This window comes from Serratia sp. 201, assembly GCF_037027545.1.
Taxonomy (GTDB): Bacteria; Pseudomonadota; Gammaproteobacteria; order Enterobacterales; family Enterobacteriaceae; genus Serratia; species Serratia bockelmannii.
The window spans coordinates 31,155-57,915 of the sequence record NZ_JAXCHC010000005.1; the positions used below are offsets into that span (position 1 = coordinate 31,155).

The window sequence follows — 26,761 nt, forward strand, 5'->3', positions numbered from 1 at the left end:
TCAGGCTCCGATCCCGGTTGGGGCTGCCAGGGTTCAAACAGAGAGTAATCTATGGCTGAGTACAAGCCGACCATCAAAGCACCGGGCAAAAACGGTGACATCATTTTCAGCGCGCTGGTGAGACTGGCTGCGCTGATTACCCTATTGTTGCTGGGCGGCATCATCGTTTCGCTGATCTTCGCCTCCTGGCCAAGCATGCAGAAATTCGGCTTCGCCTTCCTGTGGACCAAAGAGTGGGACGCACCGGCGGAGCAGTTCGGCGCGCTGGTGCCTATCTACGGTACCGTGGTCACCTCGCTCATCGCGCTGATCATCGCCGTGCCGGTGAGTTTCGGCATCGCGCTGTTCCTGACCGAACTGGCGCCGAACTGGTTGAAGCGGCCGCTGGGCATCGCCATTGAGCTGCTGGCGGCCATCCCGAGCATCGTCTACGGCATGTGGGGCCTGTTTGTGTTCGCCCCGCTGTTCGCCGAATACTTCCAGACGCCGGTGGGCGACGTGCTGTCGGGCATTCCTATCGTCGGCGAGCTGTTCTCCGGCCCGGCCTTCGGCATCGGTATCCTGGCTGCCGGGGTGATCCTGGCGATCATGATCATTCCTTACATCGCTGCGGTGATGCGCGACGTGTTCGAACAGACGCCGGTAATGATGAAAGAGTCGGCCTACGGCATCGGCTGCACCACTTGGGAAGTCATCTGGCGCATCGTGCTGCCGTTCACCAAAAACGGCGTCATCGGCGGCGTGATGCTGGGCCTGGGCCGTGCGCTGGGGGAAACCATGGCGGTGACCTTTATCATCGGCAACACCTACCAGCTCGACAGCGCTTCGCTGTATATGCCGGGCAACAGCATCACCTCGGCGCTGGCCAACGAATTCGCCGAAGCTGAGTCCGGCGTGCACACCGCCGCGTTGATGGAGCTGGGCCTGATTCTGTTTGTTATCACCTTTATCGTGCTGGCGCTGTCGAAACTGATGATCATGCGTCTGGCCAAGAATGAGGGGCGTTAACATGGCGACGATGGATATGCAAAACGCAGTCGTTCTGGCGGAAAGCCGCCGCAAAATGCAGGCCTGGCGCCGGCAGAAAAACCGCCTCGCGCTGTTCCTGTCGATGGCGACCATGGCGTTCGGGTTGTTCTGGCTGATCTGGATCCTGATCGCCACCGTCACCAAAGGCTTCGACGGCATGTCGCTGGCGCTGTTCACCGAGATGACCCCGCCGCCGAATACCGCAGGCGGCGGCTTGGCCAACGCTATCGCCGGCAGCGGCCTGTTGATCCTGTGGGCGACCCTTTTCGGTACGCCGCTGGGCATCATGGCCGGCATCTACCTGGCGGAATACGGCCGTAAATCCTGGCTGGCGGAAGTGATCCGCTTTATCAACGACATTCTTTTGTCCGCACCGTCGATCGTGGTGGGCCTGTTCGTTTACACCATCGTGGTGGCGAAGATGGAACACTTCTCCGGCTGGGCCGGCATCGTGGCGCTGGCGCTGCTGCAGGTGCCGATCGTCATTCGTACCACCGAGAACATGCTGAAACTGGTACCGGATACGCTGCGCGAGGCCGCTTATGCCCTGGGTACGCCGAAATGGCGCATGATTTCCGCCATCACGCTGAAGGCGTCGGTGTCCGGCATCATCACCGGCGTGCTGCTGGCGATTGCACGCATCGCGGGGGAAACCGCACCGCTGCTGTTCACTTCGCTGTCGAACCAGTTCTGGAGCACCGACCTGATGCAGCCGATCGCCAACCTGCCGGTGACCATCTTCAAATTCGCCATGAGCCCGTTCGCCGAATGGCAACAGCTGGCCTGGGCCGGGGTGCTGTTGATCACCCTGTGCGTACTGTTACTGAATATCCTGGCGCGCGTGGTTTTCGCCAAGAAAAAGCATTCATAAAATTTTGAGCGCCGCTTTGGCGGCGCTGATGAAAAGAGAGAAGTCTTGATGAGTATGGTTACTGACGCTTCCAGCAGCAAAATTCAGGTACGCGATCTGAACTTCTACTATGGCAAATTCCATGCGCTGAAGAACATCACGCTGGATATCGCCAAGAACAAGGTCACCGCGTTTATCGGCCCGTCCGGCTGCGGCAAATCTACCCTGCTGCGCACCTTCAACAAGATGTACCAGCTGTACCCGGAACAGCGTGCGGAAGGCGGCATCCTGCTGGACGGCCAGAACATCCTGACCGACAACTCGGATATCGCGCTGCTGCGTGCCAAGGTCGGCATGGTGTTCCAGAAGCCGACGCCGTTCCCGATGTCGATTTACGACAACATCGCCTTCGGCGTTCGCCTGTTTGAAAAGCTGTCGCGCGCCGATATGGACGAGCGCGTGCAGTGGGCGCTGACCAAGGCGGCGCTGTGGAATGAAACCAAGGACAAGCTGCACCAGAGCGGCTACAGCCTCTCCGGCGGCCAGCAGCAGCGTTTGTGCATCGCCCGCGGCATCGCCATTCGTCCGGAAGTGTTGTTGCTGGATGAGCCTTGCTCGGCGCTGGATCCGATCTCCACCGGCAAGATTGAAGAGCTGATCAGCGAGCTGAAGGCTGATTACACCGTGGTGATCGTGACGCACAACATGCAGCAGGCGGCGCGCTGCTCCGACTCTACCGCATTTATGTATCTGGGCGAGCTGATCGAGTTCAGTGATACTGATAACCTGTTCACTGCGCCGCAGAAAAAGCAGACTGAAGACTACATCACTGGCCGTTATGGTTGATAGGAAGCATCATGGATAACCTGAATTTAAACAAACACATTTCCGGCCAGTTCAACGCAGAGCTCGAGCATATCCGCACCCAGGTGCTGACCATGGGCGGGCTGGTGGAGCAGCAGCTGACCGACGCCATCACCGCGATGCACAATCAGGATGGCGAGCTGGCCAAGCGCGTGATCGAAGGCGACGCCAAGGTCAACATGATGGAAGTGGCGATCGATGAAGCTTGCGTGCGCATTATCGCCAAGCGCCAGCCGACCGCCAGCGATCTGCGTCTGGTGATGGCGATCATCAAAACCATTTCCGAGCTGGAGCGCATCGGCGACGTGGCGGACAAGATCTGCCGCACCGCGCTGGAGAAGTTCTCGCACCAGCACCAGCCGCTGCTGGTCAGCCTGGAGTCGCTGGGGCGCCACACCGTGCAGATGCTGCACGACGTGCTGGACGCCTTCGCGCGCATGGATCTGGACGAGGCGATCCGTATTTACCGGGAAGATAAAAAAGTCGACCAGGAATACGAAGGCATCGTGCGTCAGCTGATGACCTACATGATGGAAGATTCGCGCACCATTCCGAGCGTGCTGACCGCGCTGTTCTGCGCCCGTTCTATCGAGCGTATCGGCGACCGCTGCCAGAACATCTGCGAATTTATCTTCTATTTCGTCAAAGGGCAGGATTTCCGTCATTTGGGTGGCGATGCCCTGGAAAAGCTGCTCTCCCCGGGCGGTAAAGACGACAAAGCCGACTAACCCTTTCCGGGTAATATCCTTCAAAGGCGCGGTTTCCCGCGCCTTTATTCCATCTTAAACGCGTAAAGATAAAAAGGTTATAAATATAGCTTTTTATATTATTTCCTGACCTATGTGGCGCTTGCTAGCTTATCCGCCAGCAGGACATCAACCACTTAGGAGCTTTCTATGAAACATCGCGCTTTGGCCTTAACGTTGTTAGCCAGTCTGACCGGTTTCGCCGCCGGCGCCGCGCACGCGGACAAACTTGACGATATCAAGCAAGCCGGCGTGGTGCGCATCGCGGTGTTCGACAGTAACCCGCCGTTCGGCTACATCGATCCGCAGAGCAAGAAGCTGGTGGGCTACGATGTGGACGTCGCCGACGCGATCGGCAAAGCGCTGGGGGTGAAAGTGGAGCTGCGCGCCACCAACCCGGCCAACCGCATTCCGCTGCTGGTGTCGAAGAAGGTTGACCTGATTGCCGCCAACTTCACCATTACCGACGAGCGCGCCAAGGAAGTGAACTTCAGCGTGCCGTACTTCGCCACTGGGCAGAAATTCATCGCCCGCAAAGGCGTGCTGAAAACGCCGGAAGACATCAAGAAACTGCGCATCGGCGCGGATAAGGGCACGGTGCAGGAAATCACCCTGCGCGAGCGTTTCCCGACGGCGAAAGTGATCTCCTACGATGATACCCCGCTGGCGTTCGTGGCGCTGCGTAACGGCAACGTGCAGGCGATCACTCAGGACGACGCCAAGCTGGTCGGCCTGCTCGGTAACCTGCCGGCGGCGCAAAAGGCGGAGTTTGAAATTTCGCCGTTCAGCCTGACCAAAGAGTATCAGGGCGTGGGCATTCCCAAGGGCGAAGATCGCCTGACCGCTGCGGTGAACGAGACGCTGATCAAGCTGGAAAAAGACGGCGAAGCGGTTAAGATTTACGATCGCTGGTTCGGGCCGGAAACCAAATCCGCTCAACCGCGCGGCGATTTCAAAATCGCGCCTTTGGATCAGCAACCAAAAGCCTGACTTAACCGCTTGCGGTGAGATAGGCACGGAGGGGCGCAGCTTGCTGCGCCCCTGATGCATTCTGCAAGACAAGGATTGAACATGAACCTGGACTGGCTGCTGGCGCCGCAATACCTGAGCTGGCTGTGGCATGGCTTTCTGCTGACGCTGTGGCTTTCCGCCTGCGCGGGCCTGGCGGCCACGTTGCTGGGCTTTGTGCTGGCGGCGATGCGCGACAGCAGCCTGCGGCCGTTGCGTTGGCTGGCGATGGGGTACAGCTCGCTGTTTCGCAATACGCCGCTGCTGGTGCAGCTGTTCTTCTGGTACTTCGCCGCCGGGCAGATCCTGCCGTCCGCCGCCATGCAGTGGCTGAACAGCTCACATCAGGTCGGCCCGCTTGAGTGGCCGTCGTTCGAGTTTCTCGCCGGTTTTTTTGGCCTGACGCTCTACTCCACCGCCTTTATCGCCGAAGAGATCCGCTCCGGCATTCGCGGCGTCGCCGGCGGGCAGAAATATGCCGCTCAGGCGCTGGGGCTGACCGGCTGGCAGGCGATGCGCTACGTGGTGCTGCCGCAGGCGCTGAAAATCGCGCTGCCGCCGCTGCTGGGGCAATACATGAACGTGATCAAGAACTCGTCGCTGACCATGGCGATCGGCGTGGCCGAACTCTCTTACGCCTCGCGTCAGGTCGAAACCGAAACCCTGCGCACCTTCCAGGCGTTCGGCGTGGCGACGGTGCTGTATATCGCCATCATCGCGCTGCTGGAAGGCTGGGGCATGTGGCGACAACAGCGTAAACCGCTGGGAGGACACTGAGATGGATTTCAGCGTGATTCACGACAACCTGGGTTACCTGCTGTGGGGCACCTGGCCGGACGGGCCGCTGGGCGGCGCGGCGCTGACGTTGGCGATCAGCCTGATGGCCGGCGTGGCCTCAGCGGTGCTCGGCACTTTACTCGGCGTGGCGCTGGCGATGTCGCGCGGCGTCGCCGCCGGGCTGCTGGCGGCGGTGTTGGGCTTTTTCCGCGCCATTCCGGTCATCATGCTGATCTTCTGGACCTATTTCCTGCTGCCGATGGTGTTTGGCGTCGAGATCCCGGAAATCACCACCGTGGTGTGCGCGCTGGCGTTGATCGCCTCGGCCTATCTGGCCCATGCGGTGAAGGCCGGCATCGCCGCGATCGGCCCCGGCCAGTGGCAGGCCGGGCTTTCTCTGGGGCTGACGCGCTGGCAGACGCTGCGCATGATCGTGCTGCCGCAGGCGCTGCGCATGATGGTGCCGTCGTTCATCAACCAGTGGATTTCTCTGATCAAAGACACCTCGTTGGCTTATATCGTCGGCGTTGGCGAATTGACCTTCCTGGCGACCCAGGTCAACAACCGCAGCATGGTCTATCCGATGGAAGTGTTCCTGTTTGTGGCGCTGGTTTATTTCGTGTTCTGCCTGGCGCTCGATCTGTTGGCCAACGCGGTCAACCGCCGCTTCGGCGCGCAAACCCGCGCGCTGAAACGGTCCTGGCGCTGGTGGCGCAACAAGCCGCCGTTGCCGGCCAGTTAATCGGCCGTGAGCCGCCAGCCTCGTTCGCGCCACAGCGCGGGCAGTTGGGCCAGGTCGTCAAACGTGGTCACCAGCGGGTGGTCAATCGGCGGGTTATGCGGATCGGCGCAGAAGTAAAAGACCGGGATGCCGGCATGGATGCCGGCCTGCGCGCCGGCGGGCGAATCGTCCACCAGGATGCAGCGCGTCACCGGCACCTGCATCTGTTCGGCGGCGTGAAACACGATCGCCGGATCCGGCTTCCAGCGCTGAATGTCATAGCCGCTGAATAACCGGTCATCAAAATAAGGCAGCATGCCGGTCAGGCCGAGCGAATGCTGCATCTTGCTGACCGGCCCGTTGGAGACGGTGCAGACAGGCACCGTTATCTGCGCCAGCAGCTCACGGGCGCCGGCAATCTGTTGCAGTTCGCTGTCGAACAACCGCGCCACTTCCTGCCGATACAGCGGCTCCAGTGTCTCTTTGGCCAGGTCAGTGCCCTGCTCGGCGTTGACCCGATCGATGATCTCGTACAGCTTCACCCCTTTGTATTTCTTGAATACCTCTTCCAGCGACAGATGAATGCCGTAGTGGGCGAACATGTGCACATAGGCTTTGCTGCACAGCACTTCGCTGTCTACCAGTGTGCCATCGCAGTCGAACAAAATGCAGTCAATCTGATTCATGCGGGACAGGTTCCTTCGGGTTAACGCCGCTGAGGCCGCTCAGCGATCACTTGATCAGGTTACGCGCCTTGAGATCGTGCAAAATCAGCGCGGCGACGTGTGAGCACTGCGGCAGATCGCGACTGTCGCACCACTTCAGCTCGGCGATTTCGGCGGCCGGCTGCAGCTGCCCGGTAAAGTCGGCCTGGTAGCAGCGAATGCGCACCTGGGTGCCGTCCTGCTTGCCGTCCGCCGGGCCGGTGAATTCGCCGTAAAACGCGATGGATTGCGACAGCAGCGCAACGGTCAGCTCTTCGTCGATTTCGCGGCACAGCGCCTGTTCGTCGGTTTCGCCCGCTTCGCGCTTTCCGCCCGGCATATAAAACAGCGTCTTATTGTGTGAGCGCACCAGCGCCACTTTGTCATCTTTCAGCGCGATCAACGCCAGCTTATCGATAAAGGTCGAAGACATGCGGGCTCCTGTTTTTAACGGATAGGGATAGAGGGGCGATAGGCCATTTTATCGGCCGTGCCGGCAAACGGCAACGCAGCGGGCGGCAAGGGGGATGAATGCCTGTAAATACAAGCCGTTGATGCGTTTAGCCGTAAAGACGGCGAAAAAAACCTGTGACCGACATCAAAAGCCCCACTTTTTGTTATAGGATAGCCGGCGACTGTCCATTCCCATTTTCGGAATTCTGATAATGACCAAACCAGTATCTGGCCTTGACGCTGAGCAAGGCTTGCTTGGGCGCGTGTTTAAACTCAAGCAACATGGCACGACGGCGCGTACGGAAACGATTGCCGGTATCACCACCTTTCTCACCATGGTGTATATCGTGTTCGTTAACCCGCAAATTTTGGGCGCGGCGGGCATGGATACCCAGGCGGTATTTGTCACCACCTGTTTGATCGCCGCCTTCGGCAGCATCTTTATGGGCCTGCTGGCGAACCTGCCGGTGGCGCTGGCGCCGGCGATGGGCCTGAACGCCTTCTTCGCCTTCGTGGTGGTTGGCGCGATGGGCATCTCCTGGCAGGTGGGCATGGGCGCCATCTTCTGGGGGGCGGTCGGCCTGCTGTTGCTGACCATTTTCCGCATTCGCTATTGGATGATCGCTAACATTCCGGTCAGCCTGCGGGTCGGCATTACCAGCGGCATCGGTCTGTTCATCGGCATGATGGGGCTGAAAAACGCCGGCATCGTGGTGGCTAACCCGGACACGCTGGTGACCATCGGCAGCCTGACCTCGCACAACGTGCTGCTGGGGGCGCTCGGCTTCTTCATCATCGCCGTGCTCTCTTCGCGTAACTTCCACGCGGCGGTGCTGGTATCGATCGTGGTCACTACCCTGATCGGCTGGATGCTGGGCGACGTGAAATACGGCGGCCTGTTCTCCTTGCCGCCGAGCATCACCTCGGTAGTGGGCCAGGTCGACGTGGCCGGCGCGCTGAACATCGGGCTGGCCGGGGTCATCTTCTCGTTTATGCTGGTGAACCTGTTCGACTCCTCCGGCACCCTGATCGGCGTCACCGATAAAGCCGGTTTGACCGACAATCAGGGCAAGTTCCCGCGCATGAAGCAGGCGCTGTACGTTGACAGCATCAGCTCGGTGGCCGGTTCGCTGGCGGGCACTTCTTCCGTGACCGCTTACATCGAAAGCTCATCCGGCGTCGCCGTGGGCGGCCGCACCGGTTTGACGGCAGTGGTCACCGGCCTGCTGTTCCTGCTGGTGATCTTCCTGTCGCCGCTGGCGGGTATGGTGCCGGCGTATGCCGCCGCTGGCGCGCTGATCTACGTCGGCGTGCTGATGACCTCCAGCCTGGCGCGGGTGAAATGGGACGATCTGACCGAAGCGGTACCGGCGTTTGTCACCGCGGTGATGATGCCGTTCAGCTTCTCGATCACCGAAGGCATTGCGCTCGGCTTTATCTCCTACTGCGTGATGAAGCTCGGCACCGGCCGCTGGCGTGAAATCAGCCCGTGCGTGGTGGTCGTGGCGCTGCTGTTCGTGCTGAAGATCGTCTTCGTCGACGGCCATTGACAGCCAAAGGGCCGACGTCCGTCGGCCCTGAAACCCTAGACTCCCGGCGTCGCATCCGGCGCCCGATCCAGCACCCATTGCAACGGCCGCCTGAAGCGCGCCTGCCAACTGCCGGCGGCATCCTCCCCCTGGGCGAAGTGCAGCGTCTCTACCTGGTTATCCTCTCCAAACAGATTGGCGAAGTGCAACGCCAGCGCCTGCTCGCTGAAGTTCTGCCGATCGTAATACGCCATCACGATTTTCTTTTGCGCCGCCAGCGACTGCTGGGCCGGCTTGATCTCCCCGTTGGGGGCGATCAGGAGCGCGCCGGCGTAAAACTGCGGGTACTTCGCGATCAGGTTGGCGGCGTGCAGTGCACCCTGGCCGCGGGCGCTGAGGTAAATCCGTTGGGTATTCAGCTTTAGCTGCGGAGCCAGCTGTTGCAGCGTACGCTGAATGGCGGTTTGGGTGCTCTCATCGCTGTAATTCGACCAGCGGAAGCTGTTTTCCGACAGCATCTGCGTGCCGTTGATCTCGATGTAGGCTACGCCCATTTCGCCGAACAGCAGCCGTTCTTCGGGGCTGATAGCGGCGGCTTTGCCGTAGGTATGCAGGAAGATCACCGTTGGCCAGCCTTCGGGCGGTGCTTCGCCGTCCGGCATCGCGTAGCTGGCTTTGCCTTCATAGCGGCGAGCGTGCTGCAGATAGCGCGCTTTGGTGGCGGCCAAAATGGATTGGTAGGTGGCGGAATGTTGAATGCTGTTGAAGGCGTCGTCCTCCAGCAGGTTGTAGTAGTACCACAGGCCGCGGTCGGCGCTCAGCTGCAGGTAGCGTTCCGCCAGCTCGGTTTGCCCTTTCTCTGCCGACGACACCGCCAACTGGTAGGGCGCCCAGACATTGCGGCCGTCTTCGCGCATCAGCGTCAGGTACAGCGACATGGCGCCCAGCTTTTTGTCTTCCTGGTTTTGCGCGGATCGCGACAGCTGGGCGTTGAGCGCACTGTGTGCCGGCAGCTCCAGCGGTTCTTCACCGGCGGGATAACGCATGTCTGCGGCGAAAGCGGGACTGGTGATGGAAACAAAAAATAACGCTAAAATGAAAAAATACATGATGCTATGGCTTTAATTTTCAATGAATTGACGGACTTCATGTCCTGTTGCGGCGCCCGGTGGGCGCCGCGAGACGGTCACTCCACGCGGCGAATAAAATCGCTGAACGCGGACAGCTGGCCGGTCAGGAAGTCCAGCGTTCCCTGATCGCTCAGTTCACCGGCCTGTTCATCGACCTTGCTCTGGATCACGCCGCCCATAAACTCAGGCTTGTTCATTACCATCGCATCGAGGAATACCAGGATCTGGCGCAGATGGTATTGGCAGCGCGCGCCGCCGATCGGCCCCATCGAGCTGGTTTGAATGGCGACCGGCTTGCCGGCCAGCGGCTGATTCGGCAAGCGAGACAGCCAGTCGATGGCGTTCTTCAACCCGCCGGGCACGGAATAGTTATATTCAGGGGTGACGATGATCACGCCGTCGGCCTGGCGGATCTGTTCGGCGATCGCCTCGACAGCGGCAGGGAAGCCTTCACCCTGTTGCATGTCGGCGTCGTACAGTGGGATATCGCGGATGGAAGGTAGCGCTTCAATGGTGACGCCCTGCGGAGCCAGCCCTGGCAGGGCGCGGGCCACCATGGCGTTGTAAGAGCCTTTACGCAGGCTGCCGAGCAGAGTGACGATTTTTAAGGCTTGGTCTGACATGATGATTCTCCCTTTCGAATGAGCAGATTCAGCGTACAACATGGGCGAATAGTAGGCTAAAGCGCGGGTCGAGAATAGGCGATTGCTCAACATTTAGCTGTCTTTACAATTTAATCCAGCGACTCGAGCGGTAAAGACAGCGTTATCCGCTTTGCGCCGCGTTAACCGGGCGTCTTCAGGCCCGTCAGTTTAACGAAGCGCGAGGACGCCGCCGGGCTGCGCGGTGAGATTTCCCCGTCTTTGTGCAGTCCACCGCGCTCTTCGTAGCGCCAGCACAGCAGGCGATCCAGCCCAGGGCTGCCGGCGCAGGCCCAGCTCAGGTATTCGTCGGCGTCGCTCATCACCTGAACGTCCGGCGTGGCACTGGAGCGCAGGTGGCCGGAGAAGGGATGCAGACGCAGCGTAGACTGGCCGCTGTTACCGAGGCCGGAAATTTTCAGCACGCTTTGCCGGATGCTCCACAGCTGAGTTTCTGCCTCCAGCCGATCGTCCTGCGCACCGATCCAGGCACTTTCTGCCGGTGTCTGATGCGCGTGTTGCAGCGCGCTTTGCCGGGTGCCGCGCGCCCGCATCACTTCGATATCCAGTCCGACCTTGCCCTCGTCGCTAAGCAGTACGCCCACGGTGTTGCTGGCGTAGGCGAGGCTAAAATCGGGCAGCTGATGATCGGCGAAACAGGGGCGGCCGGTCGGCGTGGTGGCTATAGGGGGGAGCGTCGGCAAGCCGTACAGGTAGAACATCATTTCGGCGAGCAGAATGCGCCCTTGCAGGTAGCGCGTGCGGCGCTTAACGGAAAAGGTGCGGGTGGCGGCTATCACTTCGTCGGAGAGTCTCTGGGTATCCAGGACAGCGGAGGCCGGGGTCCATCGGGCAAAATGACACGCCATTGTTCACTCCATGACAGAGGGTCGCTAAGAACGCAGGGGTGTTAGATTAAGACTAAGTTGAGGATTTATCATCAAAAAACACTATGCGGATTATCCTATTTATTAACGATGGAAGAGGTATCGTCCGACGCGGCATCGCTCCACCATTGGATCATTGATGCGTTCGGTGCCAAATCAAAGTATGGCTTGCCCAGCAAGTGATTGAGGATGCGCGCTGAACGCCAGGCCATCAGGCTCAGTCCGCCTTCTGCGCTGCCGTGGCTGTGTATCCCGGCATTTACCGCATAAATTCGATTTTGCTCCGGCCCGAGCCATTCAAGATTAAAATTCGGCAGCAGCGGTAGATGCTGCTTCGAATCGAGCGGGATGCGTGGCACCAAGGGTTTCAGGTACGCGGGCAGAGAGGCGCGATAGCCGGTGGCGAGAATGACGATATCAGCCCTGAAACTTTCCCGGCGATTTTCCAGACCGTGAAGCGTGCGCAGATGAAAAGCCTCATCCATTGATTCGACGGTCAGTAGAGTACGATGGGGCAGTAAACGCACATTGCGTGTCTGGCGCATCACGTCAAAACGCATATAAAGCTCACGGTACAAGGTTCGCAGCGTATGATTGCTGATGCCGTCTGCCGGCAATTTCTGTGTTTTGATTTCACGTGCGCGGATCTCGGCCGGCAGCGTATAGAAATAGTCGACGTATTCAGGAGTGAAATATTCGTTGGTGAAGGGGGACTCGTCCAGCGGCTGAAAATTGGGACGACGCGAGAGCCAATCCAGCTGTGCCGGCTCGCCCCAGTGTCCCTGCAACGCGTTCAAAAAAACATCGGCGCCGCTTTGGCCGCCGCCCACCACCATAACCCGCTTGCCGCTGAAGTCTGGATTGCGCAGGGCTATTTCGGCGGCATGCATGCAGTTTTCACCCAGCGCCGGGTAAAATGCTTCCGGCAACCAAGGGTCATGTCCGGTACCCAGACAGATATTTTTCGCCCACAGGGTCTGGTTGTGGGTACATACCTTGAACAAACCTTTTTCATCGTCGAAATCAATACGCTCTACGGACTGTGAAAACTGTAGCCCGTCTAACCTTTCGCAGGCCCAACTCAGGTAGTCGGAGAATTCTTCCCGGCTGATAATTTGCTGCTCGGTGATTAAAAAACGATAAATTTTTTTCTGTTCGACCAAGTAATTAATAAATGAAAATTGGCTGCGTGGGCTGATGGCGGTAACCAGATCCTGAAGTACATAGGTTTGCATATAAGCTGAGGGCAACAGCATACCGGGATGCCAACGGAAGCTGGCGTTACGATCGAGAAAGGTATAATTGACGGCGCCGCTTTCGGCGGCCAGAGCGGCTAGACTGAGATTGAAAGGCCCCAACCCCACGCCGATCAAGTCTAAAGGTTCGTTCATGTAAGCTTATCTCTCACGCAGCAAAATTGATGAGATAAGCTTAGGTGAGTTTTGATGCCGCCGGGAGAAGTAACATGCGGGCGCCGAGTAGGATACGGCGCTCGCAGTCGATTATTTCCCGATACAGAAGCTTGAGAAGATACGGCCCAGCAGATCGTCGGAGGTGAATTCGCCGGTGATTTCACTTAGGGCCAGCTGCGCCTGGCGCAGTTCCTCGGCCAGCAGCTCCCCCGCGTAAGCGCTCACTAACTGTTCTTTACCCTGCACCAGATGCTGTGCCGCCAGTTCCAGTGCCTGCAGGTGGCGACGGCGCGCCAGGAAGCCGCCTTCCATATTGCTGGTGAAGCCCATGCTCTGTTTAAGATGATCGCGCAGCACATCGACGCCTTCGCCGGTGCGGGCCGACAGGCGAATAAGTGAGTGGTTGTTCACTTCCGTCAGACCCAGCGCTTCACCGGTGATGTCGGCCTTGTTGCGCACCACGGTGATAGGTAGCGTGCCTGGCAGGCGCGCCATAAACTCCGGCCAGATCGCCGCCGGCTCGGTGGCGGCGGTGGTGGTGCCGTCAACCATAAACAGCACTCTGTCGGCCTGTTCAATCTCGTTCCACGCACGTTCGATGCCGATGCGTTCCACTTCGTCGCTGGCGTCGCGCAGGCCGGCGGTGTCGATGATGTGCAGCGGCATGCCGTCGATATGGATATGTTCGCGCAAGACGTCGCGAGTGGTGCCGGCGATATCGGTCACGATCGCCGCCTCGCGCCCGGCCAACGCATTGAGCAGGCTCGATTTACCTGCGTTGGGGCGCCCGGCGATCACCACCTTCATCCCTTCGCGCAGCAGGCTGCCCTGGCGCGCTTCGCCGCGCACGTTGTCCAGATCCGCCATTACGTCGTTGAGCTGCGCCTCGATTTTACCGTCGGACAGGAAGTCGATTTCTTCGTCCGGGAAGTCGATTGCCGCTTCCACGTAGATTCGCAGGTGAGTGAGCGCTTCCACGAGCTGGTGGATGCGGGTGGAAAACGCGCCTTGCAGCGAGTTCATCGCCGAACGTGCCGCCTGCTCGGAGCTGGCGTCGATCAGATCGGCAATCGCTTCGGCCTGCGCCAAATCGAGTTTGTCGTTGAGAAATGCGCGCTCGGAGAACTCGCCGGGCCGTGCGATGCGCACGTCAGGGAGCGCCAGCACGCGCTTGAGCAACAGATCGAGGATCACCGGCCCGCCGTGGCCCTGCAGTTCCAGCACGTCTTCGCCGGTAAAGGAGTTCGGCCCCGGGAACCACAGCGCGATGCCCTGATCGAGGGTGGCGCCCGTGGCGTCGCGGAACGGCAGATAGTCAGCGTAGCGCGGCTTCGGCAGCTTGCCGAGCAACGCCTGGGCGACGTCTTTGGCCTTGCTTCCGGAAATGCGCAGAATGCCGACGCCGCCGCGTCCCGGCGGGGTGGCTTGGGCAACGATGGTATCGGTGGTGCTCATAACGGTTCTCTCTGACGATTAAGATGCAAAAAGGCGGTCTAATGACCGCCTTTGGGGTGACTGCAAGGGTCGGCGCGCCGAACCCCTACAATACGCTTAGCTTTTTTTCTTGTCGCGGCTGTGCAGACCGCGTTTTTCCAGACCACGGTAAATCAGCTGCTGCTGCAGGATGGTCACCAGGTTACTGACGATGTAATACAGCACCAGACCGGACGGGAACCACAGGAAGAACACTGTGAAGATCACCGGCATGAAGGTCATGATTTTCTGCTGCATCGGGTCAGTCACGGTGGTTGGCGACATCTTCTGAATGAAGAACATCGTCACGCCCATCAGGATTGGCAGGATGTAGTACGGGTCTTGCGCCGACAGGTCATGGATCCACAGGGCGAACGGCGCGTGGCGCAGCTCGACCGAGCCCATCAGCATGTAGTACAGCGCCAGGAAGATCGGCATCTGAATGATCAGCGGCAGGCAGCCGCCGAGCGGGTTCACTTTCTCCGACTTGTACAGCGCCATCATCTCTTGGCTCATGCGCTGTTTGTCATCGCCGATGCGCTCGCGCATCGCCTGCAGCTTCGGCTGCAGCATGCGCATTTTCGCCATCGAGGTGTACTGCGCCTTGGTCAGCGGGTACATGATGCCGCGCACGATGAAGGTGATGATGATGATGGAGAAGCCCCAGTTACCGATAAAGCCGTGGATGAACTTCAGCAGTTTGAACAGCGGCTGGGAGATGAACCACAGCCAGCCGTAATCCACGGTCAGGTCCAGGTGCGGCGCCAACTGGGCCATCTGATCCTGCAGCTCCGGTCCGACCCACAGGGTCGCGTTCAGCTGCTGCTGAGCGCCAGGCTGCACCACGACCGGGGTAGATTTGAAGCCGATGGTGGACAGGTTGTCACCCGGTTTGGCGGTGTAGAAGGTGTTGTCACCCTTGGTCGCCGGTACCCACGCGGTGGCGAAGTACTGCTGCAGCATGGCGACCCAACCGTCTTTGGTGGTGACGCTCAGGTTTTCGTCTTTGTCGAACGCGTATTTCTGGTACTTGTCCTCGCTGGACGAGTACGCCGCGCCGCGGAAGGTGTGCAGCGCGAAGTTGCTGCTGCCGGTGTCGCGGTGCTTAGGCAATTCGGTGGTCTGCTTCAGCTGGCCGAACAGGGTCAGCTCCAGCGGCGTCGCGCCTTTGTTGTCGATGCTGTAATCCACGCCGACCGCATAGTGATTGCGTTTGAGCACGAAGGTCTTGGTGTAGATCGCGCCGTCTTTATCGGTGTAGGTCAGCGGGATGCGCAGCTCGTCCTGGCCTTCCGGCAGGGTGTAGCTGTCCTGCGCCGCCTGATACAGCGGGCGCTCGCCGTTGGCCGGGTTGTCCGGGCCGTTTTTACCGGTCAGGCCGCTTTGTGCCTGATAGACGAACGACGGAGTGGTTTCCAGCAGTTGGAACGGAGTCGATGAACCCAGGGTATCCGGGTAGGCCAACAGTTTAGCCTGCTCGATATCGCCACCACGGGTGTTGATGGTCAGTGACAGCACGTCGGTGTTCACGGTAATCAGCTTACCCTGACCACTGGCTGGCACGGCCTGGCTGGCGGCATCACCGGCTACTGCGTTCGAAGTCTGTTGCGTGGTCTGTGCGGCCGGCTGCGGAGCATTGTCCGTTTGCCATGCCTGCCAGATCATGAAAGACACGAACAGCAGAGCGATGAGGAGAAGATTGCGTTGCGAATCCATCGTTAGTGTTCTCTGTTATCGTCGGTTTTTGGCGGCACCGGATCATCGCCACCTGGGTTCAAAGGGTGGCATTTTAATACGCGTTTCAATGCTAACCAACTGCCTTTTATCATGCCAAACCTGCTTAATGCCTCAATTGCGTAATGAGAGCATGTCGGCTGGAAGCGACAACGAGGCCCTAGCAGCGGACTGATGACGAGCTGATAGGCCCGCACCAGCCCGATCAGGATGCGGGAGCCTGGCGACAGTGGCGACGCCATAATTTATCCAAAGCTTCCGTCAGCGCGCGGTTATCCAAATCCGCTATCCCCTTTTTGGCCACCACGACAAAATCCATCGCCGGTAATTCGTGCTGACGCAAGCGGAAGCTTTCGCGGGTTAGGCGTTTGATCCGATTACGCTCGTGCGCGCGTTTGACGTGTTTTTTGGCGACGGTAAGACCGATGCGGGGATGCCCCAGCTGGTTCAGGCGGCCGAGGATGGTGATTTGCGGCGTGCCAGCCCGTTGTGGCTGCTGGAAGACGAAAGTGAAATGAGTGGGAGTTAACAAACGTAACTCCCTGGGAAAAGCGAGCTTAACCACTCAGCGGGTTAGCTTTATTACTTAGAAACAGTCAGACGAGCACGGCCTTTCGCACGACGGCGGGCCAGAACTTGACGACCATTTTTGGTGGCCATACGAGCACGGAAACCGTGGCTACGGTTGCGCTTCAATACGGACGGTTGGAAAGTGCGTTTCATAGCGATTTCTACCTAAACTTAAAATAATTACTGATCAGTAAACGCGTTTGGCTACTCGGCGTGAAGATGACCGACGCCTCAATCGCAATACATAAAGAAGCGGGATTGTAATAATTGTACAGTCCTGAGTCAATTCGCATCGCGCCAGCCTACCTGGTTGTCTGCCAATAACGGAACAAAATCCGGTCTTGGCCCGTGGTCACCGCAGAATCCTGTCTGGCTAATGACGCACCATAAGGAACCAGGTATCACACGTAGGGCGAAGATTATACGGACTCGGGGTGAAATCGCAAGGATCCCCGTGAGATCCTTTGCGCGCGATCCCAGGATCCGACGTGGATAACAGGGTATAACCGGTTGACAATGTAAAAAACGCGGCGCAGCGGCCGGGATCTGCGCGGTCATTCGGCGTTGGCGGTGAAAAGATCGCCGCCGGCCGCGGCCTGTGGATAAAATGGATCTAATCTGTGAGGAAGGGGAGGATCTCTTGCTCGGATTGCGCTATGATCCGTCATTCCGATCGCGATCCCTCATGCCGGGATCGTGAGGGACACAAACCGTGAAAGGCGGTTCGCATCCCCCACAGGCAAACAGCCGATGCCGGGTATGTGTCAAAAATCATGAGTTATAAAAAAGTTGCCCGTTTCTTTTCTTTATTGATCTTGTTCGAGTGGAGTCCGCCGTGTCACTTTCGCTTTGGCAGCAGTGTCTTGCCCGATTGCAGGATGAGTTACCTGCCACAGAATTTAGTATGTGGATTCGCCCATTGCAGGCGGAACTGAGTGACAACACCCTGGCGCTGTACGCGCCTAACCGTTTTGTGCTGGATTGGGTTCGCGATAAGTACTTAAACAACATCAATGGTCTGCTGAATGATTTCTGCGGCACGGACGCGCCTTTGCTGCGTTTTGAGGTCGGCAGCAAGCCGATCACGCAGGTGATCAGCCAGACCGTGACCGCCAGCGTCAGCAGCGCCCCTGCGGCCCCGGCGGCGCGTACGGCTGCACCTTTGCGCCCGAGCTGGGACAACGCGGCGGCGCAGCCCGAGCTCTCTTACCGCTCCAACGTCAATCCTAAACACACCTTCGACAACTTCGTCGAGGGTAAGTCCAACCAGCTGGCGCGCGCGGCGGCTCGCCAGGTGGCGGACAATCCGGGCGGCGCCTACAACCCTTTGTTCCTGTATGGCGGTACCGGCCTGGGTAAAACTCACCTGCTGCACGCGGTCGGCAACGGCATCATGGCGCGCAAGGCCAACGCCAAAGTGGTCTACATGCACTCGGAACGCTTCGTGCAGGACATGGTCAAAGCGTTGCAAAATAATGCCATCGAAGAGTTTAAGCGCTACTACCGTTCGGTCGACGCCTTACTTATCGATGACATCCAATTTTTCGCCAACAAGGAGCGTTCGCAGGAAGAGTTCTTCCATACCTTTAACGCCCTGTTGGAAGGCAATCAGCAGATCATCCTGACCTCGGATCGCTACCCTAAAGAGATCAACGGGGTGGAAGATCGCTTGAAGTCCCGCTTCGGTTGGGGGCTGACGGTGGCGATCGAGCCGCCGGAGCTGGAAACCCGCGTGGCGATCCTGATGAAAAAGGCCGACGAAAACGACATTCGCCTGCCGGGCGAAGTGGCGTTCTTCATCGCCAAGCGCCTGCGTTCCAACGTGCGTGAGCTCGAAGGGGCATTGAACCGCGTGATCGCCAACGCCAACTTTACCGGCCGGGCTATCACCATTGATTTCGTGCGCGAAGCGCTGCGCGATCTGCTGGCGCTGCAGGAAAAGCTGGTCACCATCGACAATATCCAAAAGACGGTGGCGGAGTATTACAAGATTAAAGTCGCGGATTTGCTGTCCAAGCGGCGTTCGCGATCCGTTGCCCGCCCGCGCCAGATGGCGATGGCGCTGGCGAAGGAACTCACCAACCACAGTCTGCCGGAAATCGGCGATGCGTTTGGTGGCCGCGACCATACCACGGTGTTGCACGCCTGCCGGAAGATCGAGCAGCTGCGTGAGGAAAGTCACGACATCAAAGAAGATTTCTCCAATTTAATCAGAACATTATCTTCATAGCGCTATGAAATTTATCGTTGAACGTGAGCATCTGCTAAAACCGCTGCAACAGGTGAGCAGCCCGCTGGGCGGCCGCCCGACCTTGCCGATCCTGGGCAACCTGCTGTTGCAGGTGACGGAAGGCTCCCTGCTGCTGACTGGCACCGATCTGGAGATGGAGATGGTGGCGCGCGTCGCCCTGTCCCAACCGCATGAGCCGGGCGCGACCACCGTGCCTGCGCGCAAATTCTTTGATATCTGCCGTGGCCTGCCGGAAGGGGCGGAGATCGCCGTCACGCTGGAGAGCGAGCGCATGCTGGTGCGGTCCGGCCGCAGCCGTTTCTCACTGTCTACGCTGCCGGCGGCGGACTTCCCGAACCTGGACGACTGGCAGAGCGAGGTGGAGTTCACCTTGCCGCAGGCGACGCTGAAGCGCCTGATCGAAGCTACCCAGTTCTCGATGGCCCATCAGGACGTGCGTTACTACCTGAACGGCATGCTGTTTGAAACCGAAGGCGAAGAGCTGCGCACCGTCGCGACCGACGGCCACCGCCTGGCGGTGTGCTCGATGCCGATCGGCCAGCAGCTGCCGTCGCATTCGGTGATCGTGCCGCGTAAAGGGGTGATGGAGCTGGTGCGCCTGCTGGACGGCGGCGATTCGCTGCTGCAGTTGCAGATCGGCAGCAACAACATTCGCGCCCACGTCGGCGATTTCATCTTCACGTCGAAGCTGGTTGACGGCCGTTTCCCGGACTATCGTCGCGTCTTGCCGAAGAACCCGGATAAAACGCTGGAAGCCGGCTGCGATCTGCTCAAGCAGGCGTTTGCCCGTGCGGCCATTCTCTCGAACGAGAAATTCCGCGGCGTGCGGCTGTACGTCAGCCAGAACCAGCTGAAGATCACCGCCAACAACCCCGAACAGGAAGAGGCGGAAGAGATCCTCGACGTCAGCTACGACGGCGCGGAGATGGAGATCGGTTTCAACGTCAGCTACGTGCTGGATGTGTTGAACGCGCTCAAGTGTGAAGACGTGCGCCTGCTGTTGACCGACTCGGTCTCCAGCGTGCAGATCGAAGACGGCGCCAGCCAGGCGGCGGCCTACGTTGTCATGCCAATGCGGTTGTAGTCTCGTTACCTTGAATTACAGCACCGTCATCGGTAAAGAGATTGCATGGCTCTGACGCGTTTATTGATTAAAGATTTCCGCAATATCGAGGCGGCGGATTTGGCGCTAGCGCCGGGATTCAACTTCCTGGTTGGCGCCAACGGCAGCGGCAAGACCAGCGTGCTGGAAGCGGTGTATACGCTCGGCCACGGCCGTGCCTTTCGCAGCCTGCAGGCTGGTCGGGTGATTCGCCACGACCAACCGGAGTTCGTGTTGCATGGCCGCATCGAAGGTGCGGAGCGCGAGCTGTCGGTAGGATTGAGTAAGAGCCGTCAGGGTGACAGCAAAGTACGCATCGATGGCAGCGACGGCCACAAGGTGGCCGAGCTGGCGCAGCTGCTGCCCATGCAGCTGATCACCCCCGAAGGTTTTACCCTGCTGAACGGCGGGCCGAAATTCCGGCGCGCCTTCCTGGACTGGGGCTGTTTTCATAACGAACCCGGTTTTTTCACCGCCTGGAGCAACCTGAAACGGTTACTGAAGCAGCGCAATGCCGCGCTGCGCCAGGTGAGTCGCTATGCGCAGATCCGCGCTTGGGATCAGGAACTGATCCCGCTCGCGGAGCGCATCAGCGAATGGCGGGCGGAATACAGCGACGCGATCGCCGCGGATATCACCGCGACCTGTGCGCAGTTTCTGCCTGAATTCGGCCTGAGCTTCTCCTTCCAACGCGGCTGGGACAAAGAGAGCGACTACGGCGAGCTGCTGGAGCGCCAGTTTGAGCGCGACAGGGCGTTGACCTATACCGCGGTGGGGCCGCATAAAGCGGACTTTCGCATTCGTGCCGACGGCACGCCGGTAGAGGATTTGTTATCGCGCGGTCAGCTTAAGCTGCTGATGTGCGCGTTGCGCTTGGCGCAGGGTGAGTTTCTCACCCGGCAGAGCGGGCGGCGTTGCCTGTATCTGATTGATGATTTTGCCTCTGAGCTGGACACCGGCCGTCGCCGGTTGCTGGCCGATCGCCTGAAAGCCACCCAGGCCCAGGTTTTTGTCAGCGCAGTCAGCGCTGAACAAGTGACCGACATGGCCGGTGAAAAGGGCAAGATGTTCCGCGTGGAACAGGGTAAAATAGAGGTTCAACCACAGGACTAAAATGAGCGAGAAACGTTGATGTCGAATTCTTATGACTCCTCAAGTATCAAGGTATTAAAAGGGCTGGATGCGGTGCGCAAGCGCCCGGGCATGTATATCGGCGATACCGATGACGGCACCGGTCTGCACCACATGGTATTCGAGGTTGTGGACAACGCTATCGACGAAGCGCTCGCGGGCCACTGTAGTGACATTCAGGTCACCATCCATGCCGACAACTCGGTATCGGTGCAGGATGACGGCCGCGGCATTCCGACCGGCATTCACCCTGAAGAAGGGGTTTCAGCCGCAGAGGTCATCATGACCGTGCTGCACGCCGGCGGTAAATTCGACGACAACTCCTATAAAGTTTCCGGCGGCCTGCACGGCGTGGGCGTCTCGGTGGTTAACGCCCTGTCGGAGAAACTGGAGCTGGTGATCCGCCGCGAAGGCAAAGTGCACGAACAAACTTACAGCCACGGCGAGCCGCAGGCGCCGCTGAACGTGGTGGGCGAAACCGAGCAGACCGGCACCATGGTGCGCTTCTGGCCGAGCCACCAGACCTTCACCAATGTGACCGAGTTCGAGTATGACATTCTGGCCAAGCGTCTGCGCGAGCTGTCCTTCCTCAACTCCGGCGTGTCTATCCGCCTGAAGGACAAGCGTACCGACCGTGAAGACCACTTCCATTACGAAGGCGGCATCAAGGCGTTTGTCGAGTACCTGAACAAGAACAAAACCCCGATCCACCCGAACGTGTTCTACTTCTCGACCGTGAAAGACGACATCGGCGTGGAAGTGGCGCTGCAGTGGAACGACGGTTTCCAGGAAAACATCTACTGCTTCACCAACAACATCCCGCAGCGCGACGGCGGCACGCACCTGGTCGGTTTCCGTACCGCGATGACCCGTACGCTGAACAGCTACATGGAGAAGGAAGGCTACAGCAAGAAGGCCAAGGTCAGTGCCACCGGCGATGACGCACGTGAAGGCCTGATCGCCGTGGTCTCGGTGAAGGTGCCGGATCCGAAGTTCTCTTCTCAGACCAAGGACAAGCTGGTCTCTTCCGAGGTGAAAACCGCGGTTGAAACGCTGATGAACGAGAAGCTGGTGGATTACCTGATGGAGAATCCAGGCGACGCGAAAATCGTGGTCGGCAAAATCATCGACGCGGCGCGCGCGCGCGAAGCGGCGCGTAAAGCGCGTGAGATGACCCGCCGCAAAGGCGCACTGGATCTGGCCGGCCTGCCGGGCAAGCTGGCGGACTGCCAGGAACGCGACCCGGCGTTGTCCGAACTGTACCTGGTGGAAGGGGACTCCGCGGGCGGCTCTGCCAAGCAGGGGCGCAACCGCAAGAACCAGGCTATCTTGCCGCTGAAGGGGAAAATCCTCAACGTCGAGAAAGCGCGTTTCGACAAAATGCTCTCCTCGCAGGAAGTGGCGACGCTGATCACCGCGCTGGGTTGCGGCATCGGCCGCGACGAGTACAGCCCGGACAAGCTGCGTTATCACAGCATCATTATCATGACCGATGCCGACGTCGACGGTTCGCACATCCGTACGCTGCTGTTGACCTTCTTCTATCGCCAGATGCCGGAAATCATCGAGCGTGGCCACGTGTTCATCGCACAGCCGCCGCTGTACAAGGTGAAGAAAGGTAAGCAAGAGCAGTACATCAAAGATGACGAGGCGATGGATCAGTACCAGATCGCTATTGCGATGGACGGCGCTACGCTGCACACCAATGCCAGCGCACCGGCGCTGGGTGGCGAACAGCTGGAAAAACTGGTGGCTGAGCACTATGGCGTGCAGAAGCTGATCGGCCGCATGGAGCGCCGCTACCCGCGCGCGCTGCTGAACAGCCTGATCTATCAGCCGACGCTGAACGAAGGCGATCTCAGCGATGAAGCCAAGGTGAAAACCTGGATTGCTTCGCTGGTGCAGGCGCTGAACGACAAAGAGCAGCACGGCAGCAGCTATGACTTCGTTATCTTCGAGAACCGCGAGCGCCAGATGTTCGAGCCGGCGCTGCGCATCCGCACCCACGGCGTGGATACCGACTATAAGCTGGACTTCGACTTCATCCACGGCGGCGAATACCGCAAGATCTGTCAGCTGGGCGAGAAGCTGCGCGGGCTGGTCGAAGAGGGCGCGTTCATCGAGCGCGGCGAACGCCGTCAGCCGGTAGACAGCTTCGAGCAGGCGTTGGAGTGGCTGGTGAAAGAGTCGCGCCGCGGCCTGTCGGTGCAGCGTTATAAAGGTCTGGGCGAGATGAACCCGGAGCAGCTGTGGGAAACCACCATGGATCCTGAAAGCCGCCGTATGCTGCGCGTGACCGTCAAGGATGCCATCGCTGCCGATCAGCTGTTCACCACGCTGATGGGCGATGCGGTTGAACCGCGCCGCGCCTTTATCGAAGAAAACGCCCTGAAAGCGGCGAACATCGATATCTGATGCGTTAATGGCTGTGAAAATCCGCGCCGGGCGACCCGCGCGGATTTTTTTTGCGCCTTTTTTGGCGCTGACAGCCGAGGCTGAAACGCGTTAGCATGGGAAAAAACCACTGGGAGAAGCGTTGAATGGCTATTGAACTGATTGCGATCGACATGGACGGCACGTTGCTGGATCCGCAGCACCAAATCACGCCGGCGGTAAAGCAGGCTATCGCGGCGGCGCGGCGCAAAGGGGTGCACGTGGTGTTGGCCACCGGGCGGCCTTATGTCGGCGTGCAGGATTATCTGCGCCAGTTGGACATTCAGGGCCCCGGCGATTTCTGTATCACCTATAACGGCGCGCTGGTGCTGCGTGCGGTTGACGGCGCCTGCATTCTGCAAGAAACGCTGGGCTTTGAGGATTATCTGCACTTTGAGCAGATGGCGCGCGAGTTCGGCGTTCACTACCAGGCGTTTGATTTCGATACCCTGTATACCCCGAACAAGGATATCGGCAAGTACACCATACACGAGGCGGAAATGACCGGTATTCCGCTGAAATACCGCAGCGTGGAAGAGATGGATCGCCAGATGCGTTTCCCTAAAGTGATGATGATCGACGAGCCGGAGCTGTTGGACCGCGCTATCGCGCGCATCCCGGCGGAAACGCGCGAGCGTTATACCATCCTGAAAAGCGCGCCTTATTTCCTCGAGATCCTGCACAAGAACGTCGATAAGGGCGCCGGGGTGAGAATGCTGGCCGAGCATTTGGGCGTGGCGCGGGAAAACATCATGACGCTGGGGGATCAGGCCAACGATACGGCGATGATCGAATATGCCGGCGTCGGCGTAGCGATGGGCAACGCCATTCCCGAACTGAAAGCGGTGGCGCAGTTTGTCACCAGCGCCAATACAGAGGACGGCGTGGCGCGCGCTATCGAGAAGTTCGTGCTCAACGCCTGATAACGCGTGGGCGCTGCGGCGCCCCTTTATACTTTCGCCAACACCCCTTTGGCGATCTGCAGATCCTGAATCGCCAAGCCGGTGAGATCGGCGATGGTGATGTGCTGCGGCTCGCGTCGTACCCGCCCTCCCTGCGCCAAGACGGCGCCCATTTCGACGATTGGCGTTGAAATCAGCCTGTTTTGCCGATAAGCCGTCGCGATCTCGCCATAGTCCGCGCACTGCGTCAGGGCATCGACCAGCAGCGCGTCTGCGTTGGCCACCAAATCGGTCGCCAGTTCCTGCTTGCCGGGCGCGTCGGCGCCCACGGCGGTGATGTGCGTGCCGGGCCGAATATCCGCCGCCTGCAATATCGGTTCGCGGCTGGGCGTGGTAGTCACGATCAGCCGACAGTGCGCTGCCAGTTCCGCCGCATTCTGCGTAACCCGCACCCGAAAACCCTCGGCTTCGGCATCGCGCCGATACGCCGCCAGCGCCTGTTCGTCTCGTCCCCACACCCATACGTCTCGGCAATCGGTCACCGGTTTCAGGCATTGCAGCTGCAGCCGCGCCTGCAGACCCGTGCCGACCATGCCGATCGCCTGAATATGCGGCGGTGCGCACAGCTCGGCGGCGATGCGGCCGGCCAGGGCGGTGCGCAACGCGGTCAGCCAACCTTCATCCTGCAGCAGCGCCTGCGGTTCGCCGGTCTGGGCGGAGAACGCCATCACCAGCCCCTGATTGCTCGGCAGACCGTGTTCGGCGTTGCGATAGAAACCGGCGGAGATCTTGACCACGAACAGTTCGTCACCTTCCAGCCAGGCGGACTTGATGCAGCAGTCGCCGGCGGCACGCTCGAACAGGAAATGCTGCACCGGCGGTTGTTGCACTCGCTGTTGCGAGTAGGCGATAAAACCCTGCTTCAGCAGCGGCGTTATGGTCTCGGCGTCGAACGCGGCGAGGATTTGCTGCCGATTAAGGATGTGCATCGGCGATGGCCTTGAGGTATTTCTCCAGCACGATGTTCTTGCCGCACAGTACCACCGCCACCTTTTTACCCTGGTATTCCGGCGCCAGTTTGATCGCCGCCGCCAGCGCCACGCCGGCCGCGCCTTCGATAATCCAGCGATCGCTGGCGGCGATCCGGCGCATCGCGTGTTTGATCTCTGCCTCGCTAACCAGCACTTTGCGGTCGATCAGCTGTTGGCACAGCGGAAAGGTCACGGCGCCCGGCTCGACGCCGCCGGCGGTGCCGTCGGACAGGGTTTCTTGCTCTTCCACCGGGAAGATATGGCCCGCTTCCAACGCGCTGTACAGGCTGGTGGCGTTTTCCGGCCAGCAGGCGATAAGCTGCGTGTTCGGCGACAGTTGCCGCAGAACGGTGCCGATACCTGCGATATAGCCACCGCCGCCCACCGCCACGAACACCGCGTCCAGATCGGTGAGTTGTTCAACCAGCTCCATGCCGCAGGTGCCCTGGCCGGCGATCACCTGCTCGTCGTTATACGGCGAGATATAGGTTTTTCCCTGTTCGCGTGCGGCCTGCTCCCCCGCCAGTTCGGCGTTCAGCGCATCGCCCGGCACCAATTCCACGGTGCCGCCCAGTGCACGAATGGTGTCGAGCTTGATGCTCGCGGCCGTCTCTGGCGCATAAACCGTGACGCCAACCCCCATCAGGTGCCCCGCCAGGGCGACCGCCTGGCCGTGGTTGCCGGTTGAGGCGGCGATCACGCCGCGCCGGCGTTGCTCGTTATCCAGCAGCCGCAGCTTGTTGCTGGCGCCGCGAAATTTAAAGGAACCGGTGTGCTGCAGGTGATCGCATTTCAAATACAGCTCGCAGCCCAATTGCTGAGAAAGCAGCACGCTGCGCTCCAATGGCGTGACCCGTACCTGAGGGCGCAGTTGCTGATGGGCAGAAACAATGGCATTGAAGAGGGGATTCATACCGGCTCCAGAATATTTTGGACTTAAAAATCCATATTGTACTTTTTTGTATTGATTGTAAACCCCGTCGCCCGACCGGCGGGCAGGCCGGCCAACAAGCGGCAACGGCCGGAGAAGCGCATCGGGTTGGCGGTGAAAATAAACATTACCTGTCGTTTAGCGACACGATTTTTTATTTATTTGCGTTAAGGAAGGTGCTGCCGCTGAATTATTTTGATGAAGGATATGAGAATGAAAAAATAGCGCTCGCGGCATCTGCCTATACGGCATGGGCGCCGCTGAGTTTCGCTGCCTGGAATGCAGCCGCCTACCCGGGCGTTTATTTCCTGCCGGCGCCGCCGAGCGGCTTAAATGATAAGACGCTGAAAAATAATTGCGCCAAAATGCCCCCGAGCGCCTCTCGCTGGCCATATGAAACGCTGCCGCCGATCCGGTAAGATGGCCGTTCAGTGCCAGCATGCGCAGGAGAG

At 59.4% G+C, this 26,761-nt stretch carries 27 protein-coding genes; 14 read left to right on the plus strand and 13 right to left on the minus strand.

Features of this window, described 5'->3' with window-relative positions; all coding sequences use genetic code 11:
• Positions 1-51 precede the first annotated feature (51 nt).
• The 7 genes from pstC to WA302_RS21820 all read left to right on the plus strand — a co-directional run bounded on the left by pstC (position 52) and on the right by WA302_RS21820 (position 6,016).
• Complete coding sequence (pstC, locus tag WA302_RS21790; RefSeq protein WP_016929615.1) at positions 52-1,008, plus strand: phosphate ABC transporter permease PstC; 957 nt, start codon at positions 52-54, stop codon at positions 1,006-1,008.
• A gap of 1 nt (position 1,009) precedes the next feature.
• Positions 1,010-1,900, plus strand: a complete 891-nt coding sequence (pstA, locus tag WA302_RS21795) for a phosphate ABC transporter permease PstA (RefSeq protein WP_025304746.1) — start codon at positions 1,010-1,012, stop codon at positions 1,898-1,900.
• A 54-nt stretch (positions 1,901-1,954) separates the two neighbouring features.
• A complete protein-coding gene (pstB, locus tag WA302_RS21800; protein WP_016929614.1) occupies positions 1,955-2,725 on the plus strand; it encodes a phosphate ABC transporter ATP-binding protein PstB in 771 nt (256 codons plus the stop codon).
• A gap of 11 nt (positions 2,726-2,736) precedes the next feature.
• On the plus strand, positions 2,737-3,471 hold the full coding sequence (gene phoU, locus WA302_RS21805; protein ID WP_033636521.1) for a phosphate signaling complex protein PhoU: 735 nt from the start codon (positions 2,737-2,739) through the stop codon (positions 3,469-3,471).
• A gap of 168 nt (positions 3,472-3,639) precedes the next feature.
• Positions 3,640-4,479: an ABC transporter substrate-binding protein gene (locus WA302_RS21810; RefSeq protein WP_025304747.1), complete on the plus strand. Its 840-nt coding sequence runs from the start codon at positions 3,640-3,642 to the stop codon at positions 4,477-4,479.
• An 81-nt stretch (positions 4,480-4,560) separates the two neighbouring features.
• The gene (locus tag WA302_RS21815; RefSeq protein ID WP_025304748.1) at positions 4,561-5,274 is read left to right on the plus strand and encodes an amino acid ABC transporter permease; all 714 of its coding nucleotides are present in this window, start codon (positions 4,561-4,563) and stop codon (positions 5,272-5,274) included.
• 1 nt (position 5,275) lies between these two features.
• Positions 5,276-6,016, plus strand: coding sequence for an amino acid ABC transporter permease (locus WA302_RS21820; RefSeq protein ID WP_004933841.1), 741 nt, complete (start codon positions 5,276-5,278; stop codon positions 6,014-6,016).
• Here the strand turns inward: WA302_RS21820 and yieH are convergent.
• Together yieH and WA302_RS21830 are read right to left on the minus strand one after the other, a co-directional pair.
• Positions 6,013-6,681 carry a 6-phosphogluconate phosphatase gene (gene yieH, locus WA302_RS21825; protein ID WP_025304749.1) on the minus strand — a complete coding sequence of 223 codons (669 nt, stop codon included), beginning with the start codon at positions 6,679-6,681 and terminating at the stop codon, positions 6,013-6,015. The two genes, WA302_RS21820 and yieH, sit on opposite strands and share 4 nt — an antisense overlap.
• Before the next feature lie 46 nt (positions 6,682-6,727).
• A complete protein-coding gene (locus tag WA302_RS21830; protein ID WP_016929609.1) occupies positions 6,728-7,132 on the minus strand; it encodes an NUDIX hydrolase in 405 nt (134 codons plus the stop codon).
• 232 nt (positions 7,133-7,364) lie between these two features.
• Here WA302_RS21830 and WA302_RS21835 point away from each other — a divergent pair, with 232 nt between their 5' ends.
• Positions 7,365-8,702, plus strand: coding sequence for an NCS2 family permease (locus WA302_RS21835; protein ID WP_004933851.1), 1,338 nt, complete (start codon positions 7,365-7,367; stop codon positions 8,700-8,702).
• 35 nt (positions 8,703-8,737) lie between these two features.
• Here WA302_RS21835 and WA302_RS21840 read toward each other — a convergent pair whose 3' ends face one another.
• The 9 genes from WA302_RS21840 to rpmH all read right to left on the minus strand — a co-directional run bounded on the left by WA302_RS21840 (position 8,738) and on the right by rpmH (position 16,681).
• Complete coding sequence (locus WA302_RS21840; RefSeq protein WP_336064733.1) at positions 8,738-9,790, minus strand: hypothetical protein; 1,053 nt, start codon at positions 9,788-9,790, stop codon at positions 8,738-8,740.
• 77 nt (positions 9,791-9,867) lie between these two features.
• A complete protein-coding gene (locus WA302_RS21845) occupies positions 9,868-10,434 on the minus strand; it encodes an NADPH-dependent FMN reductase (RefSeq protein WP_025304752.1) in 567 nt (188 codons plus the stop codon).
• A 161-nt stretch (positions 10,435-10,595) separates the two neighbouring features.
• A complete protein-coding gene (locus WA302_RS21850) occupies positions 10,596-11,321 on the minus strand; it encodes a 4'-phosphopantetheinyl transferase family protein (RefSeq protein WP_025304753.1) in 726 nt (241 codons plus the stop codon).
• Positions 11,322-11,416: 95 nt separating this feature from the next.
• Positions 11,417-12,730 (minus strand): lysine N(6)-hydroxylase/L-ornithine N(5)-oxygenase family protein, encoded by a 1,314-nt coding sequence (locus WA302_RS21855; protein WP_043140728.1) that lies wholly within the window; start codon positions 12,728-12,730, stop codon positions 11,417-11,419.
• 111 nt (positions 12,731-12,841) lie between these two features.
• The gene (gene mnmE / locus WA302_RS21860) at positions 12,842-14,206 is read right to left on the minus strand and encodes a tRNA uridine-5-carboxymethylaminomethyl(34) synthesis GTPase MnmE (protein ID WP_141999195.1); all 1,365 of its coding nucleotides are present in this window, start codon (positions 14,204-14,206) and stop codon (positions 12,842-12,844) included.
• A 96-nt stretch (positions 14,207-14,302) separates the two neighbouring features.
• Positions 14,303-15,940, minus strand: coding sequence for a membrane protein insertase YidC (gene yidC, locus WA302_RS21865; protein ID WP_025304756.1), 1,638 nt, complete (start codon positions 15,938-15,940; stop codon positions 14,303-14,305).
• A 2-nt stretch (positions 15,941-15,942) separates the two neighbouring features.
• Complete coding sequence (yidD, locus tag WA302_RS21870) at positions 15,943-16,200, minus strand: membrane protein insertion efficiency factor YidD (RefSeq protein WP_004933881.1); 258 nt, start codon at positions 16,198-16,200, stop codon at positions 15,943-15,945.
• Positions 16,164-16,523 (minus strand): ribonuclease P protein component, encoded by a 360-nt coding sequence (gene rnpA / locus WA302_RS21875; RefSeq protein WP_004933883.1) that lies wholly within the window; start codon positions 16,521-16,523, stop codon positions 16,164-16,166. The genes yidD and rnpA overlap by 37 nt, the downstream gene beginning before the upstream one ends.
• A 17-nt stretch (positions 16,524-16,540) precedes the next feature.
• Positions 16,541-16,681: a 50S ribosomal protein L34 gene (rpmH, locus tag WA302_RS21880; protein WP_000831330.1), complete on the minus strand. Its 141-nt coding sequence runs from the start codon at positions 16,679-16,681 to the stop codon at positions 16,541-16,543.
• A 682-nt stretch (positions 16,682-17,363) separates the two neighbouring features.
• On the opposite strand from rpmH, the gene dnaA reads away from it, so the two are divergent.
• The 5 genes from dnaA (at position 17,364) to yidA (ending at position 24,368) form a co-directional block, all read left to right on the plus strand.
• On the plus strand, positions 17,364-18,758 hold the full coding sequence (gene dnaA / locus WA302_RS21885) for a chromosomal replication initiator protein DnaA (RefSeq protein ID WP_071826153.1): 1,395 nt from the start codon (positions 17,364-17,366) through the stop codon (positions 18,756-18,758).
• A 4-nt stretch (positions 18,759-18,762) separates the two neighbouring features.
• Positions 18,763-19,863 carry a DNA polymerase III subunit beta gene (dnaN, locus tag WA302_RS21890; RefSeq protein ID WP_004933892.1) on the plus strand — a complete coding sequence of 367 codons (1,101 nt, stop codon included), beginning with the start codon at positions 18,763-18,765 and terminating at the stop codon, positions 19,861-19,863.
• 45 nt (positions 19,864-19,908) lie between these two features.
• The gene (recF, locus tag WA302_RS21895) at positions 19,909-20,994 is read left to right on the plus strand and encodes a DNA replication/repair protein RecF (protein WP_025304758.1); all 1,086 of its coding nucleotides are present in this window, start codon (positions 19,909-19,911) and stop codon (positions 20,992-20,994) included.
• A gap of 18 nt (positions 20,995-21,012) precedes the next feature.
• Complete coding sequence (gyrB, locus tag WA302_RS21900) at positions 21,013-23,427, plus strand: DNA topoisomerase (ATP-hydrolyzing) subunit B (protein WP_025304759.1); 2,415 nt, start codon at positions 21,013-21,015, stop codon at positions 23,425-23,427.
• Between the two features lie 125 nt (positions 23,428-23,552).
• Entirely contained in the window at positions 23,553-24,368 is an 816-nt protein-coding gene (yidA, locus tag WA302_RS21905; protein WP_025304760.1) for a sugar-phosphatase, read from the plus strand.
• A gap of 26 nt (positions 24,369-24,394) precedes the next feature.
• Here the strand turns inward: yidA and WA302_RS21910 are convergent, their stop codons facing one another.
• Positions 24,395-25,336 (minus strand): ornithine cyclodeaminase family protein, encoded by a 942-nt coding sequence (locus tag WA302_RS21910; protein ID WP_025304761.1) that lies wholly within the window; start codon positions 25,334-25,336, stop codon positions 24,395-24,397.
• A complete protein-coding gene (locus WA302_RS21915; protein ID WP_049295018.1) occupies positions 25,323-26,291 on the minus strand; it encodes a threonine/serine dehydratase in 969 nt (322 codons plus the stop codon). The genes WA302_RS21910 and WA302_RS21915 overlap by 14 nt, the downstream gene beginning before the upstream one ends.
• A gap of 17 nt (positions 26,292-26,308) precedes the next feature.
• On the opposite strand from WA302_RS21915, the gene WA302_RS21920 reads away from it, so the two are divergent.
• Positions 26,309-26,728 (plus strand): hypothetical protein, encoded by a 420-nt coding sequence (locus tag WA302_RS21920; RefSeq protein WP_336064734.1) that lies wholly within the window; start codon positions 26,309-26,311, stop codon positions 26,726-26,728.
• The last annotated feature ends 33 nt before the right edge of the window (positions 26,729-26,761 follow it).